General features: G+C 44.5%; 19 protein-coding genes. 11 read left to right on the top strand and 8 right to left on the bottom strand.

All coding sequences use genetic code 11. The features are described from left to right. Window positions 1-138: 138 nt before the first annotated feature. From ACQY6I_RS13440 to ACQY6I_RS13420, 5 genes are all read right to left on the bottom strand, one after another. Window positions 139-648 carry a glycine cleavage system protein R gene (locus tag ACQY6I_RS13440; RefSeq protein WP_428242006.1) on the bottom strand — a complete coding sequence of 170 codons (510 nt, stop codon included), beginning with the start codon at window positions 646-648 and terminating at the stop codon, window positions 139-141. Beyond that, window positions 648-3542 carry an aminomethyl-transferring glycine dehydrogenase gene (gene gcvP, locus ACQY6I_RS13435; protein WP_428242005.1) on the bottom strand — a complete coding sequence of 965 codons (2895 nt, stop codon included), beginning with the start codon at window positions 3540-3542 and terminating at the stop codon, window positions 648-650. Before gcvP ends, ACQY6I_RS13440 begins: the two co-directional genes overlap by 1 nt. A gap of 108 nt (window positions 3543-3650) precedes the next feature. Further along, window positions 3651-4037: a glycine cleavage system protein GcvH gene (gene gcvH / locus ACQY6I_RS13430; protein ID WP_428242004.1), complete on the bottom strand. Its 387-nt coding sequence runs from the start codon at window positions 4035-4037 to the stop codon at window positions 3651-3653. Window positions 4038-4149: 112 nt separating this feature from the next. Beyond that, complete coding sequence (gcvT, locus tag ACQY6I_RS13425; protein ID WP_428242003.1) at window positions 4150-5244, bottom strand: glycine cleavage system aminomethyltransferase GcvT; 1095 nt, start codon at window positions 5242-5244, stop codon at window positions 4150-4152. Window positions 5245-5386: 142 nt separating this feature from the next. After that, complete coding sequence (locus ACQY6I_RS13420) at window positions 5387-5593, bottom strand: hypothetical protein (RefSeq protein ID WP_428242002.1); 207 nt, start codon at window positions 5591-5593, stop codon at window positions 5387-5389. Between the two features lie 628 nt (window positions 5594-6221). Here ACQY6I_RS13420 and murI point away from each other — a divergent pair. Then, complete coding sequence (gene murI, locus ACQY6I_RS13415; RefSeq protein WP_428242001.1) at window positions 6222-7040, top strand: glutamate racemase; 819 nt, start codon at window positions 6222-6224, stop codon at window positions 7038-7040. Here the strand turns inward: murI and ACQY6I_RS13410 are convergent. The 3 genes from ACQY6I_RS13410 to ACQY6I_RS13400 form a co-directional block, all read right to left on the bottom strand. Beyond that, window positions 7015-9015, bottom strand: coding sequence for a sensor histidine kinase (locus ACQY6I_RS13410; protein ID WP_428242000.1), 2001 nt, complete (start codon window positions 9013-9015; stop codon window positions 7015-7017). The two genes, murI and ACQY6I_RS13410, sit on opposite strands and share 26 nt — an antisense overlap. Window positions 9016-9024: 9 nt before the next feature. After that, a complete protein-coding gene (locus ACQY6I_RS13405) occupies window positions 9025-9882 on the bottom strand; it encodes a ketopantoate reductase family protein (RefSeq protein ID WP_428241999.1) in 858 nt (285 codons plus the stop codon). 111 nt (window positions 9883-9993) lie between these two features. Beyond that, window positions 9994-10989, bottom strand: coding sequence for a response regulator (locus ACQY6I_RS13400; RefSeq protein WP_428241998.1), 996 nt, complete (start codon window positions 10987-10989; stop codon window positions 9994-9996). Between the two features lie 93 nt (window positions 10990-11082). On the opposite strand from ACQY6I_RS13400, the gene ACQY6I_RS13395 reads away from it, so the two are divergent. From ACQY6I_RS13395 to tsaB, 10 genes are all read left to right on the top strand, one after another. Next, complete coding sequence (locus tag ACQY6I_RS13395; protein WP_428241997.1) at window positions 11083-11565, top strand: YajQ family cyclic di-GMP-binding protein; 483 nt, start codon at window positions 11083-11085, stop codon at window positions 11563-11565. Window positions 11566-11651: 86 nt separating this feature from the next. Next, the gene (locus ACQY6I_RS13390) at window positions 11652-12101 is read left to right on the top strand and encodes an FxsA family protein (protein ID WP_428241996.1); all 450 of its coding nucleotides are present in this window, start codon (window positions 11652-11654) and stop codon (window positions 12099-12101) included. 132 nt (window positions 12102-12233) lie between these two features. Next, window positions 12234-12524, top strand: a complete 291-nt coding sequence (groES, locus tag ACQY6I_RS13385) for a co-chaperone GroES (RefSeq protein ID WP_044618524.1) — start codon at window positions 12234-12236, stop codon at window positions 12522-12524. 59 nt (window positions 12525-12583) lie between these two features. Beyond that, a complete protein-coding gene (gene groL / locus ACQY6I_RS13380; RefSeq protein WP_428241995.1) occupies window positions 12584-14239 on the top strand; it encodes a chaperonin GroEL in 1656 nt (551 codons plus the stop codon). A gap of 193 nt (window positions 14240-14432) precedes the next feature. Next, the gene (gspN, locus tag ACQY6I_RS13375) at window positions 14433-15167 is read left to right on the top strand and encodes a type II secretion system protein N (RefSeq protein WP_428241994.1); all 735 of its coding nucleotides are present in this window, start codon (window positions 14433-14435) and stop codon (window positions 15165-15167) included. Between the two features lie 3 nt (window positions 15168-15170). Beyond that, the gene (locus tag ACQY6I_RS13370; protein WP_428241993.1) at window positions 15171-16049 is read left to right on the top strand and encodes a type II secretion system protein N; all 879 of its coding nucleotides are present in this window, start codon (window positions 15171-15173) and stop codon (window positions 16047-16049) included. A gap of 38 nt (window positions 16050-16087) precedes the next feature. After that, window positions 16088-17965: a type II secretion system secretin GspD gene (gspD, locus tag ACQY6I_RS13365; RefSeq protein WP_428241992.1), complete on the top strand. Its 1878-nt coding sequence runs from the start codon at window positions 16088-16090 to the stop codon at window positions 17963-17965. A gap of 266 nt (window positions 17966-18231) precedes the next feature. Further along, entirely contained in the window at window positions 18232-18885 is a 654-nt protein-coding gene (gene adk / locus ACQY6I_RS13360; protein WP_428241991.1) for an adenylate kinase, read from the top strand. A 1480-nt stretch (window positions 18886-20365) separates the two neighbouring features. Beyond that, window positions 20366-21067, top strand: coding sequence for a hypothetical protein (locus ACQY6I_RS13355; RefSeq protein ID WP_428241990.1), 702 nt, complete (start codon window positions 20366-20368; stop codon window positions 21065-21067). A gap of 87 nt (window positions 21068-21154) precedes the next feature. Beyond that, complete coding sequence (gene tsaB / locus ACQY6I_RS13350) at window positions 21155-21853, top strand: tRNA (adenosine(37)-N6)-threonylcarbamoyltransferase complex dimerization subunit type 1 TsaB (RefSeq protein WP_428241989.1); 699 nt, start codon at window positions 21155-21157, stop codon at window positions 21851-21853. Window positions 21854-21861 lie beyond the last annotated feature (8 nt).

Below are 21861 nucleotides of genomic sequence, written 5' to 3'. Positions count from 1 at the left end.
ATATTCAGGCGGTACCGAACTTCAGTATAGCGTTTTGGAACGGGTCTGCCTATTGAGTTGGAGCAGCTTTTAGCAAAAAATTAGCAGAGGCTTAAATGAGAAAAAAGCCAGACATTTGTCTGGCTTTTTTGTACGGAATTACTCCAGAATGTCAACAATCAGGTCGTCAGATAACTGTTCCAGAGCGTCTATAACGGTTTGTATTTCCATCGATTCTGGGAGGGTGGAAACAATTTCCGCGGCGAAAACCGGGCCGGAAAACATTGGAGCACTTTCGACTAAGGTCTCAAGGTCTTCCATATTCACACCAAGACCGGCCAGTACATTGGATACCTCTTTAACAATTCCCGTGCGATCATTGGCTGTCACTTTAAAACGAAAGTGTTCGCTGGGAGAGGTTTCGGCAATATCACTGTAGTCGATGATGACTCTGATTCCGGTACTGATCAGCTTATCCAGTTGAGTGTGCAGTGATTTCAGTTTGTCATCATGACATTCAATACGAATGATGCCTGCAAATTTGCCGGCCATTCTCGTCATCCTGCTTTCAAGCCAGTTTCCGTCATGCATGGCAACGCATTCGGAAAGTTTTTTGACAATTCCGGGTTGGTCATCAGCCATGACTGTCAGAATCAGTTGTGTGCTCATCAGGCTTCCTCATAGTCAGAAACGGGTGGACAGGTACAGATCAGATTTCTATCGCCATAGACATCGTCGATACGGTTTACACTTGGCCAAAATTTGAAGGCCTTGCTGTGCGCACTTGGAAAGGCAGCCTGCTCTCGGCTATAGCTATGGGACCAGTTTTGATCCATCAAGTCTGCTTGGCTGTGTGGTGCGTTGACCAGCGGATTATCTACCAGGGTCCAAACTCCGTTCTTCACCTGATTGATCTCTTTCTTTATTGCAATCATGGCATCGGCAAAGCGGTCAATTTCCTTCTTAGATTCACTTTCTGTCGGTTCAATCATGAAGGTTCCGGCGACGGGAAAGCTCATTGTCGGGGCGTGAAAACCATAGTCCATCAACCGTTTTGCGATGTCTACTTCAGTAATACCGGTTTTGCTCTTCAATGGTCGCAGATCAACGATACATTCGTGGGCAACCCGATCATTGCGACCGGTGTAAAGAATAGGGTAGTGTTCTTTCAGTCTGTCTTTGAGGTAGTTGGCATTTAGCAATGCCATTTGAGTGGAGACTTTTAATCCCTGTTTCCCCAGCATTTTGATATACATCCAACTGATTGGCAGAATACTGGCGCTGCCATAAGGTGCTGCTGAAACTGCTCCGTTATGGGTCTCAATGTTATGAACCGGATTGATACTGTGACCTGGCAAAAAAGTGGCCAGATGAGCACGTACTCCAATCGGCCCCATACCCGGACCGCCACCGCCATGTGGAATGGCAAAGGTTTTGTGCAGGTTCATGTGGGAAACATCAGCACCGATATCTGCTGGTCGGGTCAGACCCACTTGAGCATTGAGGTTGGCACCATCCATATAAACCTGGGCGCCGACAGAATGGATCAGTTCGCAAATTTCTTTGACGCCGTCCTCATAAACTCCATGTGTTGATGGATAAGTCATCATCAGGCAGCTGATTTGGTCTTTGAGTTGATCCACTTTTTGTTCCAGGTCTGCGCGGTCGACGTTTCCATTCTCATCGCATTTAACCACGACCACTTTGAGACCGGCCATTTGTGCAGAAGCTGGATTGGTACCGTGGGCAGAGCTTGGTATCAGGCAGATGTTTCGATGGGAATCTCCTCGGCTCTGGTGATATTTCTGAATGGCCAGCAGCCCAGTGTATTCACCCTGAGCACCTGAATTAGGCTGTATGCTAACGGCATCAAAACCGGTAATGGCCTTGAGCATATCTTCCAGGCTGGTAATCATGGCTAAATAGCCTTGCGTTTGTTCTGGCGGGGCGAACGGATGAATATCGGCAAATTCGGGCCAGCTAACGGGCATCATTTCTGCTGCGGCGTTCAGTTTCATGGTACAGGAGCCAAGGCTGATCATGGCCTGGTTGAGAGCCAGATCTTTGCCTTCCAGCAACCTCAGGTAGCGCATCATTTCTGTTTCAGAATGATGGCTGTTGAATACGGGATGGGTCATGAATGAGGATGTTCGTACCATTGCCTCAGGTATCAAATTTGCCGCAACAGACTGATCTGACTGGTAAATATCCCAGTCGTTTGAGTCATTGGTGAGAACGGTGACGATTTCTTTTACATCTTCTGCAGTGGTTTTTTCGTGCAGAGAAATACCAATTTGTTGTTTCGACGGATCAATACGGAAATTGATTTGAGCAGCCTTGGCACGCTCTACAATTGCTTCGAACGTAGCGTCTATTTGAATTGTCAGGGTATCAAAACTGGACTGGTTTAGAACAGTTAGGCCCGAAGTCTGTAATTTGGCTGCCAGCAAGGTTGTCAGGCGGTGGATTCGGGTGGCAATGTCTTTTAGACCATCCGGTCCGTGATAAATGCCGTAAAAGACAGCCATGTTGGCGAGCAAAACCTGTGCGGTACATATGTTGGAGTTGGCTTTTTCGCGACGGATATGCTGTTCCCGTGTCTGTAATGCCATCCGGAGTGCACGATTGCCACGACTGTCGATGGAAACACCGATAATTCTACCTGGGATTGAGCGCTTGTATTTGTCCAACGTGGCAAAAAAGGCGGCATGGGGGCCGCCAAATCCCATTGGCACGCCAAAGCGCTGGGCATTACCCAAGACAATATCCGCCCCCATTTCCCCGGGTGATTTGAGTAGTGTCAGAGACAGTAGATCTGCCGCGACGATCGCAATTGCATCACGCTCATGCAGTTGTTGGATATAGGGGCTCAGATCCGGAACTTCGCCATTCAGTCCTGGATATTGAAACAATGCACCAAATACATCGTGCTGGTGTAATTCTGCCAGTGGGCCACAGACAATATCAAAGCCGAAGAATTCTGCTCGTGTTTTCACCACGTCCAGCGTCTGTGGTAGCACATTTTCATCCACAAAGAACAACTGGCTCTTGTTTTTCCGAACGGAACGCTTGGCCATTGCCATGGCTTCTGCTGCAGCGGTGGCTTCGTCGAGTAGGGAAGCGTTGGCCAGCTCCATACCGGTCAGGTCGATGATCATCTGCTGGAAGTTGAGCAGAGCTTCCAGGCGACCCTGGGCAATTTCCGGCTGATAGGGGGTATAAGCGGTGTACCAGCCTGGATTCTCCAGTACATTTCTAAGAATGACATGGGGAACCTTAGTGTCGTGATATCCCATACCAATGTAGTTTTTACAGATGATGTTCTGCCGGGCCATGGTATGTAATTCATCCAGAGCGACACTCTCCGGAACACCATCAGCCAAAGCCAGTTCCTCTTTAAGGCTGATTGAATCCGGTACGATCTGGTGGACCAGGTCTTCCAGGGAATCAGCACCTGAAGTCGTCAGCATCGCCTCGATATCTGCTTTTTTAGAGCCGATATGGCGATACAGAAATTCATCATGATTTTGCAGTTGCGTTAACGTTTTTGAGCCTGTGGTCATGGGACACCTGAAAGGACGAATATATTAGGAGACTGGCCTGTGGTGGGCAGGCGGAATTATAGATTGGGTTCCGGGGGCCGGTTTGGGCCGGCATCCCCGGGTTGAAGATCAGTCTGAGCACTGATCCTGATAAGATTCAGCATCCATCAGGTCTTCGGCAGCTTCGCCTTCAGCCAGCTGTATTTTGAAGAACCAGCCGTTTTCATACGGATCTTCATTTACCAGTTCAGGTGAATCAACCAGGGTATCGTTGATATTGATAACAGTTCCGGTTGCAGGTGCATAGATATCAGAAGCTGCTTTCACAGATTCAACCACAGCGATGGAGTCTCCGGCGGTCACCTCGGTGCCTTCTTCAGGCAGATCGACGAAAACGACATCCCCCAGTTGTTCCTGGGCAAAGTCTGTGATCCCAATCGTAATGATATTCTCTGATTCTTCACGGACCCATTCGTGAGACGAGGTATATTTCAAATCACCGGGAATGTTGCTCATCTTTAGTAATCCTAGTTGCGTTGCTATTTGGATTTCAGTCGGTGGCCGACTGAAATCCCGAATAAGTGCTGTTGAGTTTACAGGCAGAGCCTATGATATTGATTCGATCTGGCTACTCAAATACTTTTTTGCCTGCTCTTACAAACGGCGGTTTGATGATGCGGGCCTTAAGGCGTTTGCCACGGATGTCAACATGGCATGTTCCGGCAGCATCAACAGGTATCCGGGCAAAGGCGATGGAAATGCCCAGAGTGGGAGAAAATGACCCGGATGTAATTTCACCGGTTACCTCGGTATGACTAAAGTGAATGGTTTGATGAGGGCGCATAATGCCTCTCTCTTCCAGCACCAGTCCAGTCAGTTTATAAGATACACCCGTCTGTCGTTGCTGTTCCAATGCGCTTCGGCCAATGAAATCACGCTCGGCAGGTTCCCAGGCGATGGTCCATCCCATGCCACTTTCTAGCGGGGAAACGGATTCATCCATGTCATTGCCATAGAGATTCATGCCAGCTTCCAACCTAAGGGTATCACGTGCGCCCAGGCCGCAGGGGCGGACTTCAGCATTTTTAAGTTTTGACCAGAATTCTGCTGCTTGTGTATCGGGTAACATGATTTCCAGGCCGTCTTCACCGGTATAACCGGTTCTGGAAATGTACCAGTCTTGGCAGAATTTCCCTTGAAAAATGGCGAGAGATTTTATGGTGTCAGCTATTTCAGGGGCAATTGAACAGCATTTTTCAATGGCTTGGGGGCCTTGTATGGCAATCATTGCCAGTTGAGAGCGTTCAGTAATGGTCACGGAATAGTCGGCGGCTTGCTGATTGATCCAGTTCAGATCTTTCTCGCGGGTAGCACAATTGACCACCAGTCGGTAGCCGTAATCGGTGAGGTAACAGATAAGATCATCGATGACCCCTCCTTGCGGATTCAACATTCCGGAATAGAGCGCTTTTCCCTCGATTTTCAGTTTATCGACGTCATTGGCCAGCAGTTTTTGCAGGAATGCCTTGCTGTCTTTGCCTTCAACGTCTACAACCGTCATGTGTGAGACATCGAACATACCTGCACCAACCCGTACGGCTTCGTGTTCTTTCACTTGCGAACCGTAATGAATGGGCATTTCCCAGCCACCGAAATCGACCATTTTGGCCTGACTGTCGATGTGGGATGAGTACAAAGGCGTACGTTTCAGAGTCAATGACATTAGTTCTGGCCTCGCTTAGGATTTGAATCAATCATTGGGCGGGGCAGGTTAATCGATTCCTTTGCGTATGTGAATCTGGGCTGATTCGAATTATTCTATGGCATCCCATTAGAAAAACTAAGGTGTATGAAATTTAACCAGGTTAATGCCGGTTAAGGTTTTTAAAAGGATATGGGTGAGTGTCCTGTTTGCACAGTCTGATCATGATCAGAGAGCTGAGCAAGGCGGCGTCTGTCGCTATTTTTTGCAATTCTGATAGCGATAACTGACTGACATTTTCTGGGCCGCGGCAGTACCAGATGATTTCAGTATCGGACAACAATCGCTTACCGAGTATAACTTGATTCATAGTAACTTCCTTCAGTGACGAATACTGTTGTTATCGGCGTGTTGATAAGTTTCTAAACTAAAAAATGCTATCAGCTACCAAAATTTGCAGGCTGAGACTCGTGTTTGCTAGCACGAAAACAGTGCCATATTGCTGACTATAATAGAATCAAAAAAGATAGCCATTATTTTACTGCGCCTGCTGATAATCTGTGTGAGAGGATGGTGTTTATTGCTTTGAATGCTGAAACCAATCTGCATTACCTGATATATGAAATACCCTCTGAAGTGTTCGATATTGAGGTCGAAGGGTAATGGCGACAGAGGGCTCCGCAGTGGTGTTTTCGTCTGGTTCTTATGCATATAAAATCGTTATCGGGCTCACCAGTTAAGAGGCGGGAAAGGTATCGATGGTAAATGTGATTGAGGTCAGTCACGAAGAGTCATTCCGAATTGTCGGGTTACTGGAATTTGGCCCCAGAGGAAAAATTGTTTTCTTAATTTGATTCTGGAAACTGTTCATTCCATGAAAAATTCCGGGCCCAGGTACAGATCGTCAGACCAAGCCGTTACCGTTTTATCTGTGAGTGGCTTCGACAATAACGCAGAGCTGTTATAATCCGGCCAGTTTTATTTAAGTATCTATATATATGAGTGTACCCGTCAGAGTTTTAGTATTTGATTCCGGTGTTGGTGGTTTATCTATCTTTGCAGAGATAAAAAAACTGGTCTCAGGAGTGGATGTTTTCTTTGCGGCGGATAATGCAGCGTTTCCTTATGGCATCCGGGAAGAAAGTTTTCTGGTGTCACGTATTCAACAGGTTATGACGCAATTACAGTTGTACTGCCATGCCGATATAATTGTTGTAGCTTGTAATACCGCTAGTACTGCGGCTCTTGGTATGCTTAGAGCTCATTTTGATGTCCCCGTCGTTGGGGTGGTTCCGGCTATCAAACCGGCAGCTGAACAGTCGCAGACAGGTAAAATAGGATTGTTGGCCACGCCCGCTACAATTGCCAGGCCCTATACTCAAAAATTGATCCATGATTTTGCCCCTCATTGTGAGTTGCGCATGGTCGGCAGCTCCAGATTGGTGGAGATTGCTGAAAAAAAGTTGCGTGCGGAAACGGTCGACCTTGCCGAAATTTCTGACATTCTGTCACCGTTCAGCAATTTTCCGGAAATGGATCGTATGGTGCTGGCTTGTACTCATTTCCCTTTGCTGCGTGAAGAGATTCAGCAGATTTTGGGCGAAGGTATTATTTGTGTCGATTCTGGAGAGGCAATCGCCCGCCGGGTGCTGAGCCTCATTCAACGTCAACCTTTATCCGGCCGGAAAGACCATGATCCCGCACCATTGGCGAAAGTGATTTTTACCCGAGAGGATCACATGCAATCCTACATGGAGTGCTGCGACTATTGGCCTGCAAAGCAGTATGTTGTTATTGATATGCCATTGGTAGTTTGAGAACGAATGTTGTGCCGGCACCGAGAGTTGATTTTGCCTCCATGGTGCCGTGATGATGAGAGGTGATAATAAAATAAGAGACTGATAGTCCAAGACCGGTTCCTACGCCAATGTCTTTGGTGGTAAAAAATGGTTCAAAAATTCGTTTGCGCGTATCTTCCTCCATCCCCAGGCCATTATCCTGAATTTCGATGACACAGCAGTTACCATCGTCATGACAACCAATAGATATCTGGCCCTGATAATTGTCCGGATGAGTGTCGTATTTTTCCTTAATGGTTTGGGCTGCATTCTTCAAAAGATTAATAATCACTTGCTCAATTTCCTGTTTGGCACAAGAGATGATATGTCGATTTGCTTCACAGGTATTCAGAATGGAAATTTGTTGTGATTCAAAGCCTTGTTTGAGATCAAAGTCACTGCTGGCAATCTCCAGAGCTTCGGTTACGATGGCGTAGACATCTTGAGGGCTTAGGTCGCGCCCGGACTTGCGACTGAACTGCAACATATTGGTGACGATGTGGGCGGCCCTGTCTCCAGCATCATAGATGTTATCGATAAAGGTAAGGATATTTCGTTGTTCCAAATATTGTCGCATGGCTACGATATCGACCGACAATTGCTCGGCAACTTCACGGTTTTTTTCCATCAAGGGATCCAATCGTCTCCTAATATTTTGGGCACCCTGGATGATAGCACTTAGTGGGTTGTTGATTTCGTGCGCCATGCCTGCGGCCAGTCCGCCTACAGACATCATTTTTTCCGTTTGCACAATCACTTCCTGGAGCTGCATTTTTTCGGTGACATCGTCTATTCGAATCACAGATCCGCTGGTATCAGATTGTATCAGTGGGTAAATCGTCAGGTTCAGTAGTAACTGCTTGCCACTGTGGTGTTTGAAGCTGACTTTTTCGATTACTCGTGTCTCCCTCTCGATCAAGGCATGGCTGATATCGTCCATATAATTTGCCAGCAATGGGAAAGCCTGCTCCAGGCTATCACCCAGCGCTGTTTCCAGGGATGTGCCACTAAGGTTGGTTGCTTCTGTATTCCACAGGGCGACAAAAAAATGGTCATCCATTGCAATCAATGCAGAGGGCATGGAGTTAATAATGGAGTTCAGATATGTTTGAAATTCGGTGAGTTTTCGTTCGATTTTGCTTCTGACATGTACTTCAAACTCCAGCTTGCGATTGGCTTCTTTGGTTTCGGTGGCCAGCTTTTGTGCATTCAGTTCACTGAGTTCAGCTTTTTCTTTTTCTTCATGCAGTTGCAGGTCCCGGACCTCGATACGGCTGAGCATGCCATTGAATGCATCCACCAATGCACCAATTTCATCGTTGTTTATTTTTTGGGCCCGAACGTGAAAGTCTTCCTTGGAATATACGATATGTGAAATCTTCATTAAGTGGGCGATGGGGTTGGTAATGCTTCTTTGAACAACAGTGGTGCCAATAAATGTTAGGACGATAGCGACAAGTTGAACCAGGCAAAACGTCGCCAGTCCGGTCAGAAAAATATCCTTCAATAGGCGGTCCTGGCCCACCAGAGCCAGTTCAAATATATGTTCCTGACTGTTAAGTATTGAGAATGACAACTGCTGGTCAATATGGAAAATTGACTCAATCGCGTGGATGTCAGTGCCGGAAAAGGCGTACCCGGCCGGGTATTGGGCATATAACACGCCATCACGATAGATGGCTGCAGCACTGATCAATGGAAATTCATCAATCCAGGCAAGTGCGGATGTTGCCTGTTCTTTTGAGTCCAGAATCCTGGTGAGATATGGGTCGGTATTCAGCAGGTGTGCGACTGAGGAGAGTGATTCTGAGGTAATTAGGTCGCTTGAGAGGTTATAGGTAATGCTGATCAAAGTGATCAGTGCAAGAAGACTGAGCATGGTCATTATCGAAAATGCCAAAAACAGTATTTTTCTGCGAATAGGCAGTCCTGAATACCATTGTTTTATAAACATAAGCGTTCTTTATTGTTGTATCAGTTTTGACACCGCTGTCAGCATCTGGCGATTGGCAGGCGTCGCCACTCCAAGTCGTGCTCCCTCAGAGACAATGTAGCCATTGATATATTCAAGCTCCAGACTTTTACCATTCAGGTAGTCCTGTCGTGTCGAGGAGCTGTTGTTGGCAGTGTTTTTCAGCACCTGATGAACTACCTGACGTGTGTCAGGCAAGGATATGCCTTGTCTACGTGCGATTTGTTCAACTTCAGAACAAATTGATTCCATGATAGTTAGTGTATCGGAATAATTGAGTAGTTCGCCATTTTTGCAATTGTTTATCACCGTCAGAGGATTTATCGCGCAGTTTACCGCCAGTTTCAGCCATAGTTTCACGATGATGTTTTCTGACCAGGAAAAACACTCTGGCAGGGCGGGAATAGATTCGGGCTGTCTGCCATTAGGTGAGCCGACGTGAATTTCGCCTTGTCCTGCATATATCAGCTGTCCGTTAGTCCAATAGGCGCCATGACTGATTGAACCATAGAGAACTCGGTTGTAGGGGTAGATTGTAGATAATTCCTGTTGGTGGCCCATTCCATTGGCCAAATCAATGATTAGGGTATCGCTATTAATCAGATGTTCGATTGAGCGGGTGGCCGTGATGATATGTTGAGCTTTGGTACAAAGCAGTAAGTGCGAAGCCGGTTTGTTTTCGTCTAAGCCCTGAAAATGATAATGCGTCACGGTGTCATGTCCATTCCTTGTGACATTGAACTTCCGCTTATGAGTCCGGTCGATCAGAATGGTTTGATGATTATCGTCTGCGAGCAGAGTGGCTAATAATGTGCCAATGGCTCCTGCTCCTAATATGTGAAATACCAAAATATGCACCAAATTGACTGGATATCAGGGTATTGTGTAGAAACGCCAGGATTGGCGCAATCTGGAAGTGAGTCCGACAGATGGGCAAGGGAGAAGACGGATTAACGTTATTTATTGCACAATAGTAATTTCTGTCGATCCGTGTGACCCTTTGCTGTCAAACCAGCTTTCAACCCGTTTAGATTCTTTCGATTTGGCCAATAAATTAATGCCTTTCTGAATCAGTTCTTTCGGGTCCTGAATAGGGTGGTTATGGTTAACCTGAATAAATGACACACTGAGATCAATCGTCAGATATCCTGCTGAAGTAAGGTAACTGCGTTTTTCCATACCCTCATAAACGCGCTTGAAGGAGTGGGGGTTGCAGGTCTCTCCATCTTGCAGCATTAACAATACTGCCAGAGTATTTCCATTGACTCTGGCTGTTAGATCCATGGGTCGGACGAATTGACGAAGGCGTTCCGCAACAATCTTTTGCAATTCCCTATATATGTGGTGGCCATGTGTTGTCTGAATATCATGCGCATTTTCCACTCTTACCGTTAACAGTCCTATTGCTCCACCGCGCTGGGCGATCTGTTTGGAACCTTTGGATACCTGGCTCAATAACAAAGCAGGTGTTCCAATTCCGCTTTCGGTATCCCACAAAGTGTTTTTGCGCAGCTGTAGAACCTGATTTTCAAGGGCTTTGTGGCGTATGATCGCGTTATTCTGTTGTACTGAAGAGCGGGTAGCAGCGAGGGTTCTGGGCAATAGTTGTTGTTTTATGTCGGTTTTGCTGATGAAATCGTCAACGCCTTTGTTGAATGCTTCCTCTATGGCATCGTTCGAGTCCTTCGCAGTCAAAAGCATAACGTAGGTGAAGAATCCTTGCTCCTGGTTCAGTTTGCGGACGGCTCTGGTCAGTTTAAGGCCGTCAATTTCTGGCATAATCCAGTCAGCCATCAGAATATGGGCTGGGCGGGCTTTTAGTGCCTCAATCGCTTCAAAAGCCGAGGAGGTCACACGAATATCCGTGTAACTTGCAGATAACAGCACTTTCTTGATCAATGCGCTACTGAACTTGGCATCGTCGACGATAACAATCGATATATCTGACTTTTTCAAAAGAGCCTTCCTTGACTGGCCCGGGAAATTGCCACATTGTACCCCATTATTCTATGAGTTATCAGTATTTGTTCGCATATAAAGGAGCTAATAATGCCATCTTTTGATGTCGTTTCTGAAGTAGATAAACATGAATTGACCAATGCTGTAGACCAGGCCAGAAGAGTTGTAGAGACCCGTTTTGACTTTAAGGGGGTGGAAGCTGAGTTTGAATTACAAGATGGACAAGTAATTCTGATTAGTGAAGCCGACATCCAGATCCGACAGATGAAGGAAATTATAGAGCAGGCATTCATTAAACGAGGAATTGAGATGAAATGCCTGGACTGGGCAGATCCTGCAGTGTCAGGGCAGCGTATACGGCTTGTTGCTACCATTAAGCAAGGAATAGATAAAGAGCTTGGTAAGAAAATCGTTAAGTTGATTAAGGATTCCAAGATAAAGGTGCAGGCAGCCATTCAGGGGGATCAAGTCAGGGTGACTGGAAAGAAACGAGACGATTTGCAGCAGGTTATGTCTTTACTGAGGGAGTCTGAGCTTGAGTTACCTCTTCAGTTTAATAATTTTCGGGATTAGCCGTTAATCTGGTTTTTGTTACACGGTTGAATATGCCAGAACCATGACAATATAGTAGGTTATCCTTTTCGTATAGAGTGATATGAATGCCGTTAATATTTGTTTTGTTGCTTGCTTTTATCATTGAATTAACTGTTTTGATTAAAGTAGGGGCACTTATTGGAGCAATTAATACCGTGCTACTGGTGTTTTTGACGGCGATAATAGGCATAGCAATTATTTTCAGACAGGGTTTTGCTGTATTGCAGCGTGCTCAGGTGTTGTCGCAGGAAGGAAAGGTTCCAGCACTTGAGTTGGTGGAGGCATTGTTGTTGTTCGTCGCAGCAGTTTTGTTGTTTACGCCAGGCTTTATCTCTGACTTTATGGGGTTCATGCTTTTGATCCCTCCGTTGAGGGCTCATCTGGCGAAAACGACTATTGGCAAGGCTATTGCCCGTAAGACTTATTTCAGAGGTCCTGCCGGCAATGGCAACCACTCCAGTCAGAGAGGGAGTATTATCGAAGGTGAGTACACCGATCTGGAAAAAAAAGAATAAAAATAAATCTTTTAGCTATTGAAATCCTGAACCTGATCCCCAACTTCGGGGAAGTCAAAATCAACATGACTCTCTGTAGAGAGTCTCTTAAATAACTTTATTACAAATCATATTTGACAGGAGAAACGGTCAATGAATATCCGTCCTTTGCATGATCGCGTTGTGGTACGCCGTATGGAAGAAGAAACCACTACAGCTGGCGGCATTGTACTACCAGGGTCCGCCAAGGAAAAACCACAGCAGGGGGAAGTTCTTGCAGTGGGTAATGGTCGCATACTGGAAAATGGAGAGGTGAGACCTCTGGATGTAAAAGTGGGTGACACAGTGGTATTTGGCCAGTATGCCGGGCAGGTTGTAAAAATTGACGGCGAAGAGCTTCTAATGATGAGCGAGTCCGACATTTTTGGTGTGTTGGAAAAGTAAAGCTCTGCTCCTAGTGTAAAGTTAATTGGTTAATTGAATTCTTTGAAAGGAAAAAAATAATGGCAGCTAAAGACGTTAAGTTCGGTAATTCTGCTCGTGCAAAAATGTTAACAGGTGTAAACCTGCTGGCAGATGCAGTTAAAGTGACCTTGGGACCTAAAGGCCGTAACGTTGTCCTGGACAAGTCGTTTGGTGCTCCAGCGGTAACTAAAGACGGTGTTTCTGTTGCGAAAGAGATCGAGCTGAAAGACAAGTTCGAAAACATGGGTGCGCAGATGGTTAAAGAAGTTGCATCCAAAGCCAATGATGAAGCCGGTGATGGTACGACTACGGCAACCGTTCTTGCTCAGGCTTTTGTAACTGAAGGTCTTAAAGCAGTAGCAGCAGGCATGAACCCGATGGACCTCAAAAGAGGTATCGACAAAGCATCTGCGGCAGTTGTTGAAGAATTAAAGAAAATTTCTGTGCCATGTACTGATTCCAAAGCGATTGCTCAGGTTGGCACTATTTCTGCCAATTCTGATGCGACAATTGGTGATTTGATTGCCAAAGCGATGGAAAGGGTTGGTCAGGAAGGTGTCATTACTGTTGAAGAAGGCAGTGGTTTCGCTGATGAGCTGGACGTTGTGGAAGGTATGCAGTTTGACCGCGGTTACCTGTCTCCATATTTCATTACTAATCAGGAGTCCATGACTGCAGAGCTGGAAAACCCTTACATCCTTTTGGTTGATAAGAAAATTTCCAATATTCGCGATCTGATCCCTGTGTTGGAAGGTGTGGCTAAAGCAAGTCGTCCGTTGATGATCATTGCTGAAGATGTTGAGGGTGAGGCCTTGGCGACTTTGGTCGTGAACAATATGCGCGGTATTGTTAAAGTTGCTGCTGCAAAGGCTCCTGGATTTGGTGATCGTCGTAAGGCTATGCTGCAAGATCTGGCTATCCTGACTGGTGGTACCGTAATTTCTGAAGAAGTCGGTCTGAGTCTCGAAAGTACTACTCTTGAGCACCTGGGGTCAGCAAAACGCATTGCTCTGACCAAAGAAAATACTACAGTGGTTGATGGAGCGGGATCTGAAGCCGATATCAAAGCACGTGTAGAACAGATTCGTGCAGAAATCGAACAGTCTACTTCAGACTACGATAAAGAAAAGCTTCAGGAGCGTGTTGCTAAACTGGCTGGTGGTGTAGCTGTTATTAAAGTCGGCGCAGCCACTGAAGTTGAAATGAAAGAGAAGAAAGCTCGCGTTGATGATGCATTGCATGCTACCCGTGCAGCGGTTGAAGAAGGTGTTGTTCCTGGTGGCGGTGTGGCACTTGTTCGTGCAACTTCTATGGTGTCAGAGTTGGTTGGCGATAATGAAGACCAGAATGTTGGTATTAATCTGGCTCTGCGTGCGATGGAAGCTCCTTTACGTCAAATTGTTGACAATGCAGGTGAAGAAGCCGCTGTTGTTCTGTCTAAAGTGAAAGACGGTTCAGGTAACTTTGGTTACAATGCCGGTAGCGGAGAGTATGGTGATATGGTTGAAATGGGTATTATTGACCCAGCCAAAGTAACCCGTACTGCTTTGCAAGCTGCATCTTCTGTGGCTGGTCTGATGATTACCACTGAAGCGATGGTTACTGACTTACCTGAAGAGCAACCAGCCGCCGGTGCTGATATGGGCGGAATGGGTGGTATGGGCGGAATGGGCGGAATGGGTGGAATGATGTAATCCACTGGCTCAGTTAACCCAAAAAGCCCGCATGTCTGCGGGCTTTTTTTATGTGGGTAGTGTAATAAGTTTTCTAGCAGTGCGAAGTGAATCTTATTTTGGTAAACCATTGCGAGGAAATACACTTGTTTTTAAATAAATGTGGTATCTTGTTGATTATCTTGAACTATTGTCTACAAAAGATTATTACTAAATGTTGAAAGCCCGGATATGGATTCCCCTGTTTTTTGTTTTATACCTGCTGTTTGCGCTGGTTAATACACCTGTGATTTTTATATGGGAACAGGTTTCTCCTCACTTGCAGGTCCGGAATATAAAGATAAGTAATTTAAATGGGACTTTGTGGCAAGGTAGTGGCAATATCTCTTTCAACCGAGAAATGGCGACGGTTAAATGGCACATAAATCCGGCAAGTCTGCTAATGGCCAGCGTTGCAGGTGATATAACAATTACCAATCCCGTTGCTGATGTAAGTGGTCACTTTTCTGCCGAATTCTCCGGGTTTAAAGTGCGCGATTTGCATGGTTATCTGGAAGATAAGTTAGTAAATCCTTATTTGAGTGGATATAAGTTGAGTGTGTCCGGGCGCCTTTGGGTGGAAACGGTTTCATTCCAGGGAACTTACACTGGTGTTGTGTCTGACATCGATGCAAAAGCGAACTGGACTGGTGGTGATGTACGATATCCAGTTGGCCGGGATATGCATACACGTGATATTCCTGCTATGGACATAATTGCAACACCAGTAGCTGATAAAACGACATTCTCAATTCGGGATAAAGAGGCTAAGCCTATTGTTTCAGGTGAACTACAGGCTGATGGCTGGATGATCGTGAATATACACAAGCATATAGTGGAGGTTGCCAAGGAGGCATGGCCGACCGGCAATCAGGATGTCATATTCAGCTCTAAACAAAAGGTATTTTAGTGCATGGTGTCTTCTAAACTGGTGTTAACCATTTCATCGAAATTGATGCCCTGGTTGATAATGGTGGTTGTAGTATTAGTGGCTAGATGGGGTGCGCTGGCAACATGGGCGTTTATTTCACCTCCGCCAGAGGTGCTTGTTCCTGTATTAAAAACAGAAGGTTCTATGAGGGCTTCAAATACCGTTAATGAAGTTGGTAGTCGTTTACCCAGCGCCCACCTATTCGGTGAAGCTAAGGAAGAGGCACCGTTGGAAACTGCCGTCATAGAAGATGCGCCTGACACGCGTTTAAGTCTAGAGCTTCAGGGTGTATTTGCTACCGAGGATCCGATGCTTGGAACGGCAGTGATTGCCAAGAAAAAAGCTGATGGTGAATATTTTCATGTTAATGATGACATTTTCGGGCAAGCGAAGTTGGTTCAGGTTTTTGAGGACCGAGTCATACTTGAAAGGAATCGCCAGCATGAAACGTTACGGTTTGAAGATCGTCCGAGTGATCAGACATTTGTCAGTGCTGGCAGGATGAACAATGATATTGTTGATCAATTTGAAAATAATAACTCGTCTCCAATGGAACAAGCGGTAGAACATATGGTGTCATCTATTAGGGATGAGGCCATGAATGACCCACAGGGACTGGTAAATCGAATGGGGCTTGAGGTGACTAATGATGGTTACCGGGTAACCAGGAGAGCCAGGCAACTGATGGCTCTTGGATTGAGAGCTGGTGATGTTGTAGTTGCTGTAAATGACAATCCTGTCGGTAATATTAGCCAGGACCAATCGATGGTTGACCAGGTGATTGCTGGTGGCGATGTAAAAATCGAGATTCAACGTGGTAGCCGAAGGTTTACCATTTATCATTCAATTCCAAGATTTTAATGAGGATCTCCTTTTAGTAGAAGGATGAGGGATATTCAGTGTTAAAGAAAAAACTACTTATATTGCTGTTATGGTTCATGTCTGCATATGTGGTTGCGGAAGATTCCTGGACCATCAATTTGAAAGATGCTGACATTCGTACGTTTGTCGAGCAAGTGGCAGAAATAACTGGTAAAACCTTCGTTGTTGATCCTACAGTCAAAGGCAGAATTACTGTTATATCCAATGAGAAGCTTGGGAAAAAAGGAATATATGAAGTATTTCTTTCCATTCTGGATATTCATGGATATTCAGCTGTTCAGCAGGATGGCATTGTCAAAATTGTGAAACAGGCTGATGTTAAGTCCATTGGGCTAGATGTTGACCTGAAAGATCTTGCCAAGGGGCAAAAGATTGTAACAAGAGTGATTTTTGTCCAAAACCGGCTAGCCACTGAGCTTGTACCTATTTTACGTCCTATGGTTGCCAAGTATGGTCATTTGGCGGCTGTCAGCTCAGCTAACGCGATCATTATCAGCGATACTGCGTACAACATCGAACGAATAGAAACTATTATTCAGTCTCTTGATATTCTAAATAGTGAAGAGATTGAGGTTGTTCCTCTGGAAGAAGCATGGGTCGGAAATATTGTTGGGCTGTTAGAGAGCCTGGTACCAGAGGAAGTGGCAGCGGCAAATGATAAGCGTGCCGTTTCTGGCAGAATAAGGGTAGTGGCAGATGAGCGTAGCAACTCTATTATTCTGAAAGGGGAAGCCGCTTATCGTGATCGAATTAAGAAACTGATTAAGAGTTTGGATAAGCCCACCACGCAGAGTGCCAGCTCGAAAGTTATATTCTTGAATAATGCTAACGCTACCTCTATGGCTGAACTGTTGACAGGCTTTTCTGGTTCGGTTGAACAGTCACAGAAAGGTTCTCCGGACTCTGCTCAGCCAATTACGGAAACTGCTATTCTTGCTAATGAAGATTTGAATGCTTTGGTGATACGTGCAGAGCCTTTTGTACTCGCTGAATTGGAGGGAATCATCAATGAACTTGATGTGCCCAGGGCCCAGGTGTTAATTGAGGCAGCAATCGTTGAGGTATCCAGTAGCAATGCATTTGAGCTTGGTATTCAGTTAGTTAGTGACTATCAGGAGCTTGAGAACGGTACACCGTTTGTGGCTAGCCAGTTTGGTGATGGTGATTCGACAATCTCAAGTATTGCGGCGAATGTCGCGAGTACCGGACTGCCAACACTTAGTAATGGTTTAAATGTTGCAGCTTACACTCCGGATTTAAATCTGGGAGCTATTCTGAAAGCTATTCAGACGGATTCCAAGGCGAATCTACTCTCGACACCGAGTGTTATGACTCTGGATAACAGTGAGGCCTATATTCTTGTTGGCCAGACGGTTCCATTTGAATCAACTGTGCAAACCACATCCAATTCAACTCCCTACAAAACTATTACCCGTGAAGATGTGGGTACATCATTGACTGTAACTCCGCATGTTCAGAATGATGGTAATGTAAGAATGGAAATAGACCAGCAGACGGAATCGGTTATAGACAATTCGTCGAGCGGCACTACAGATAAACAAACCAATAAACGACAGATTACAACGTCTGTTATCGTGCAGGACCAACAAACTATTGTATTAGGTGGTTTGATTCAGGAAGACACTAATATATCGGCTCAGAAAATCCCGTTTCTAGGTGATATTCCAGGGCTGGGAGTTCTGTTTCGCTCCAAGTCGAGTTCTGTTACGAAGACAAACTTACTGGTCTTCATCCGTCCCACTATTGTATCTGAGAAGGTTACCGAGATCTCCGAGTCCAAACTGAGAGGTTTGTGGGAGATGAGAATAGGGTATGATAAAGAAAGTAATTCCCCGCCGTCATTTGAAAGGCTGTTTTCAATGCCCGAGCAGTAAGTAGTTATTGGAATTTAGTGCTTGCCAATGATCTTCAAAAGGAGATGTGAGTTCCTCACATCTCCTTTTGTTTTTAAGCCCCAATAATAAAGGTTCTGACGGTTTTCGACCTTTGTAGCCTTGTTAATGGTCCGATTGGAAGGTATCTTTACCTATAAACCTTTAAAATAATTAAGAATATAGAATATTTTCTAAATATCTAACGGATACCGTCTGGATACCTTTTCCACTGTTTTTTTTAATTAATGCTAAGGAGAAATCTCCTCATGAGAGTGATTCTATTGGGTGCGCCTGGCGCAGGTAAGGGCACACAGGCACAAGCTATTTGCCAGACATTTAATATTCCTCAGATCTCAACCGGAGATATGTTGAGGGCGGCTGTAAAGGCAGAATCTGAAACTGGTTTGAAGGTGAAGGAAATAATCACCAGTGGAGGACTGGTATCGGATGACATCATTATCGACCTGATAAAAGAGCGAATTCAGGAACAAGACTGTCAAAATGGTTTTTTGTTTGATGGTTTTCCAAGAACTATTCCGCAGGCAGATGCCCTGAAAGAGAATGGTGTATCTATTGATTACGTGGTTGAAATTGATGTTCCTGACAATGTCATTGTTGAACGTTTGAGTGGTCGTCGTATCCATGAGCCTTCAGGACGGGTTTATCATATTTCACACAATCCCCCAAAAGTGGAAGGAAAAGACGATGAAACGGGGGAATCACTTATACAGCGCCCCGATGATACAGAGGAAACTGTGAAGAAAAGACTCTCTGTGTATCATGAACAGACAAAGCCGTTAGTTTCCTATTATAAATCCTGGGCTGAGGCTGATACGGAGAATGCGCCTAAATATTGTTATATTGAGGGTGTTGGTGATGTCAAAGAAATTGAGAGCAAAGTACTTGGCTGCTTAAAATAATCAGCTTTTTATCTATTGTTTCTAAATAGAGAGTTTTTAAACTCTCTATTTTTTTGAGTTTAATATTGATCTATGGGTAATCTTTGAAAGTGTTGTCAAAGCCCGTTCTGTGTATTCTGTTCTATTAATTTTAATCCCACTCTATTCGCTTCACGGGTACTTAACTCAGTCATCAAATAAAGGCTGTATCAAGAAACGTTTTGCGCAACATTGTATTTTTCGTTCCTACCTGGGAAGACGATCTATTTTTTGGGTTGGTGTTTTTTTTGAATTTATCAGATTTCCTGGCTGTTATGTTGTGTGCTTTCACCATGAAGGCAGCTGATTAGTTATAAAGAGGGGTAAAGCAGGTAGGGGGATTGAAAATCGTATCTTTTGTTCTAATCTAAAAGTCCTCTGAAAAATAGCCTGTTTCCGCAAAGGGTGTTGTCTGCCTATCCGATGTAATCTTCATTTGCGCCAACAAACCATAATTTTGCGAAAGGTGCTTCCTGGTGCGCATCAAACGATTCCTATTTTTTTAAAGACACCTCTAAGTATATGTTCATGTATGTAATGTGAAGAATGGTTCAGCATTTAAGCTGTAGTTATATCTACCTGAGGTTTTTTCAGAGTATACGTTTCTTTGACGATGATGGATTTGGGAAGATCTCAGGTTATTTTGTAATAGAGTCTAGAAAGTTTTTTCGTAATTTGCTCTCTCTAATTTGATTTGATGGCTTGTAATTGTTTGGGTATTGATAATTTACATTCATTGATCATTTGGCCGAACTGGACCATTCTAAAATGGTTACTAAGCTATTTTTATGGTTTGTCTACAGCTGCAGCAATGTAACAGAAGCAACTTTTCTATATTCAGGTGCAAATGTGATGGCGCTGATTTTCGAGTTTGTTAGCCACTGTAATATATCTGTACTCTATTTTGGCTCCAAATTTACTTTTGGGTATTGTTTTTATATCTCAATAGTGGAGCTGTTTTATAGTCGACGATAGCTGTATGAGATACTTCCTTGCTAAATGCTATTGTTTTGAACGATATAATAATGTGACGCTCAGTATGTCGCATCTTGGCGGAAGGCATGAATTTTTACTGTAGAATAAAATGATGCTATTTGTTGGTTGAGAAAGATCGCTGTTTTTTATTTCAATGACTCAAAGCCGATATTGTGCCTTGGCTATGTTGTGACGTAAGTGGCTTTGAAAAATTTTTATCTAAATGACGTGTGGAATAATTCTGTCTAATTTGGCTAGCCTATGTTCGTTGATCATAGCTTGGGTGAAAACCGCTTCGGAATATGAGTTCTATTATAGTATTTTAGTTGGAGTATTTAAAATTCACTCAATTGAAACTACAATTTTGGTAATGGAATTTTGAAATAGTAACGCGAAAACTATAAAAATACTGGGAAATTATTTTTCGTCGGGTTTTTTTGTGCTAAATTGTTATGTGCTAAGAAAATGTTTTTAAGAGGAATTAATAATGCCAGCAGCCAAGAAAAAAGCAGCAACTAAAACTACTGCGAAAAAAACCGCTGTAAAGCGTGGCCCTAAACCTGGAGCCAAACGTGGTCGTAAACCTAAAGCAACTACCACCGTCAGTGCAGCCACTTCACCTGTGTTAACAGATGGAGCGGTTAAAAAAGCAGAAGCACTGGTTGAAAAAATGGAAAAAGTAGTTGCCAAGGAGACTATAGCGGCAGAAGCAGCAAAAGAAAAAGCTGCTGCTGCGGCGAAGAAAGCATCTGGTAGTAAATCAGTCACTGTGAAAAATGCGGCCAAGGCTGCTCGTGCAAAGGTTAAGGTCACTGCCGCGAAGCTGAAAGACGCAAAAGATGCCCTTAAAGCTGCCAAAGTTGAAGTAAAAATTGCAACAACTGAAGCCAAGGGTAAAGCTGCTGCTGAAGCAATTAAAGCTAAAGCAGAGGCCATGGAGGCAAAACTGAAAGAAAAAGCGGATGCTGATCTGAAAAAAGCACTGGCTACATTTGAAGCGAAATGGGTCAGTCAGAGAAAAAAAGCCGATGCGGCAAAAATCAAAAAAGTCATGAAAAAGCTTGATGTCAAAGCTAAGACTGCGGCTAAAAAAGCAGAGGCCAAGGCAAAAATTATGGCCAAGAAAGCTGTAGGAACTCCGGCTCGCAAGAAAAGTCCTCGTGGTCGTAAGCCCAAAGCTTCTTCATAAGTACTGTATTTGTTGCAAAAAAAGCCCTCGTACGAGGGCTTTTTTTTTGAGTGTGATAATATTCGCCACATACTGGAAGCGAGGTTCATGAATGTGGAAATAATATTAGGTATAGACACTTCTTCTGATTATTGTTCTGTTTGTTTATATAGAGATGGCCGTTTTTTCTCTCATCATGAAAGTTTATCTAGGCAGCATACACAAAAGCTTTTGCCGATCATTGATCACTTGTTGTCTTCTCATCAAACAACACTTAAGCAATTAACCGGTATTGTATTTGGTCGGGGACCTGGTTCATTTACTGGAATCAGGATTGGTGCAAGTGTGGCAGAAGGTTTGGCGCTTGGCCTGAACATCCCTGTATATCCAGTGTCTAATTTGACTGCGCTGGCTCTGCAGTTATCGGAAGTCAGAGAAACATGGGTGATGCCGTGTATTGATGCGAGGATGGGTGAGGTCTATTGCTGTTTGCATCAGGTGGATGAATTTGGAATACCTGTACCTGCAGAAACAGAAAAAGTAATCGTTCCAGAAGATTTGCAAATGATTTCCGAAGCTCGCAGTTTTGTCGGTGTAGGTTCCGGTTGGCAGTACCTGGAAAGATTTTCCGATTTTGTGAAAAGTAATGCTGCTGCCATATATCCGGATATATCGGTAACTGCTGAATGTATGATTAAATGGGTCCTCGCGGTTAATCCACCGGCAATCAGTGCTGATATGATTGAACCTGTTTATTTACGTGATAAAGTTACCTGGGACAATAAGCCCCCGGTTGGCAGTGTGTAAAGGAAGTA

It is taken from the genome of Gynuella sp., from assembly GCF_050297175.1.
Lineage (GTDB): Bacteria > Pseudomonadota > Gammaproteobacteria > Pseudomonadales > Natronospirillaceae > Gynuella.
The sequence above is the reverse complement of the archived record's forward strand: the minus strand, read 5'-3'. Positions and strand labels throughout refer to the sequence as shown.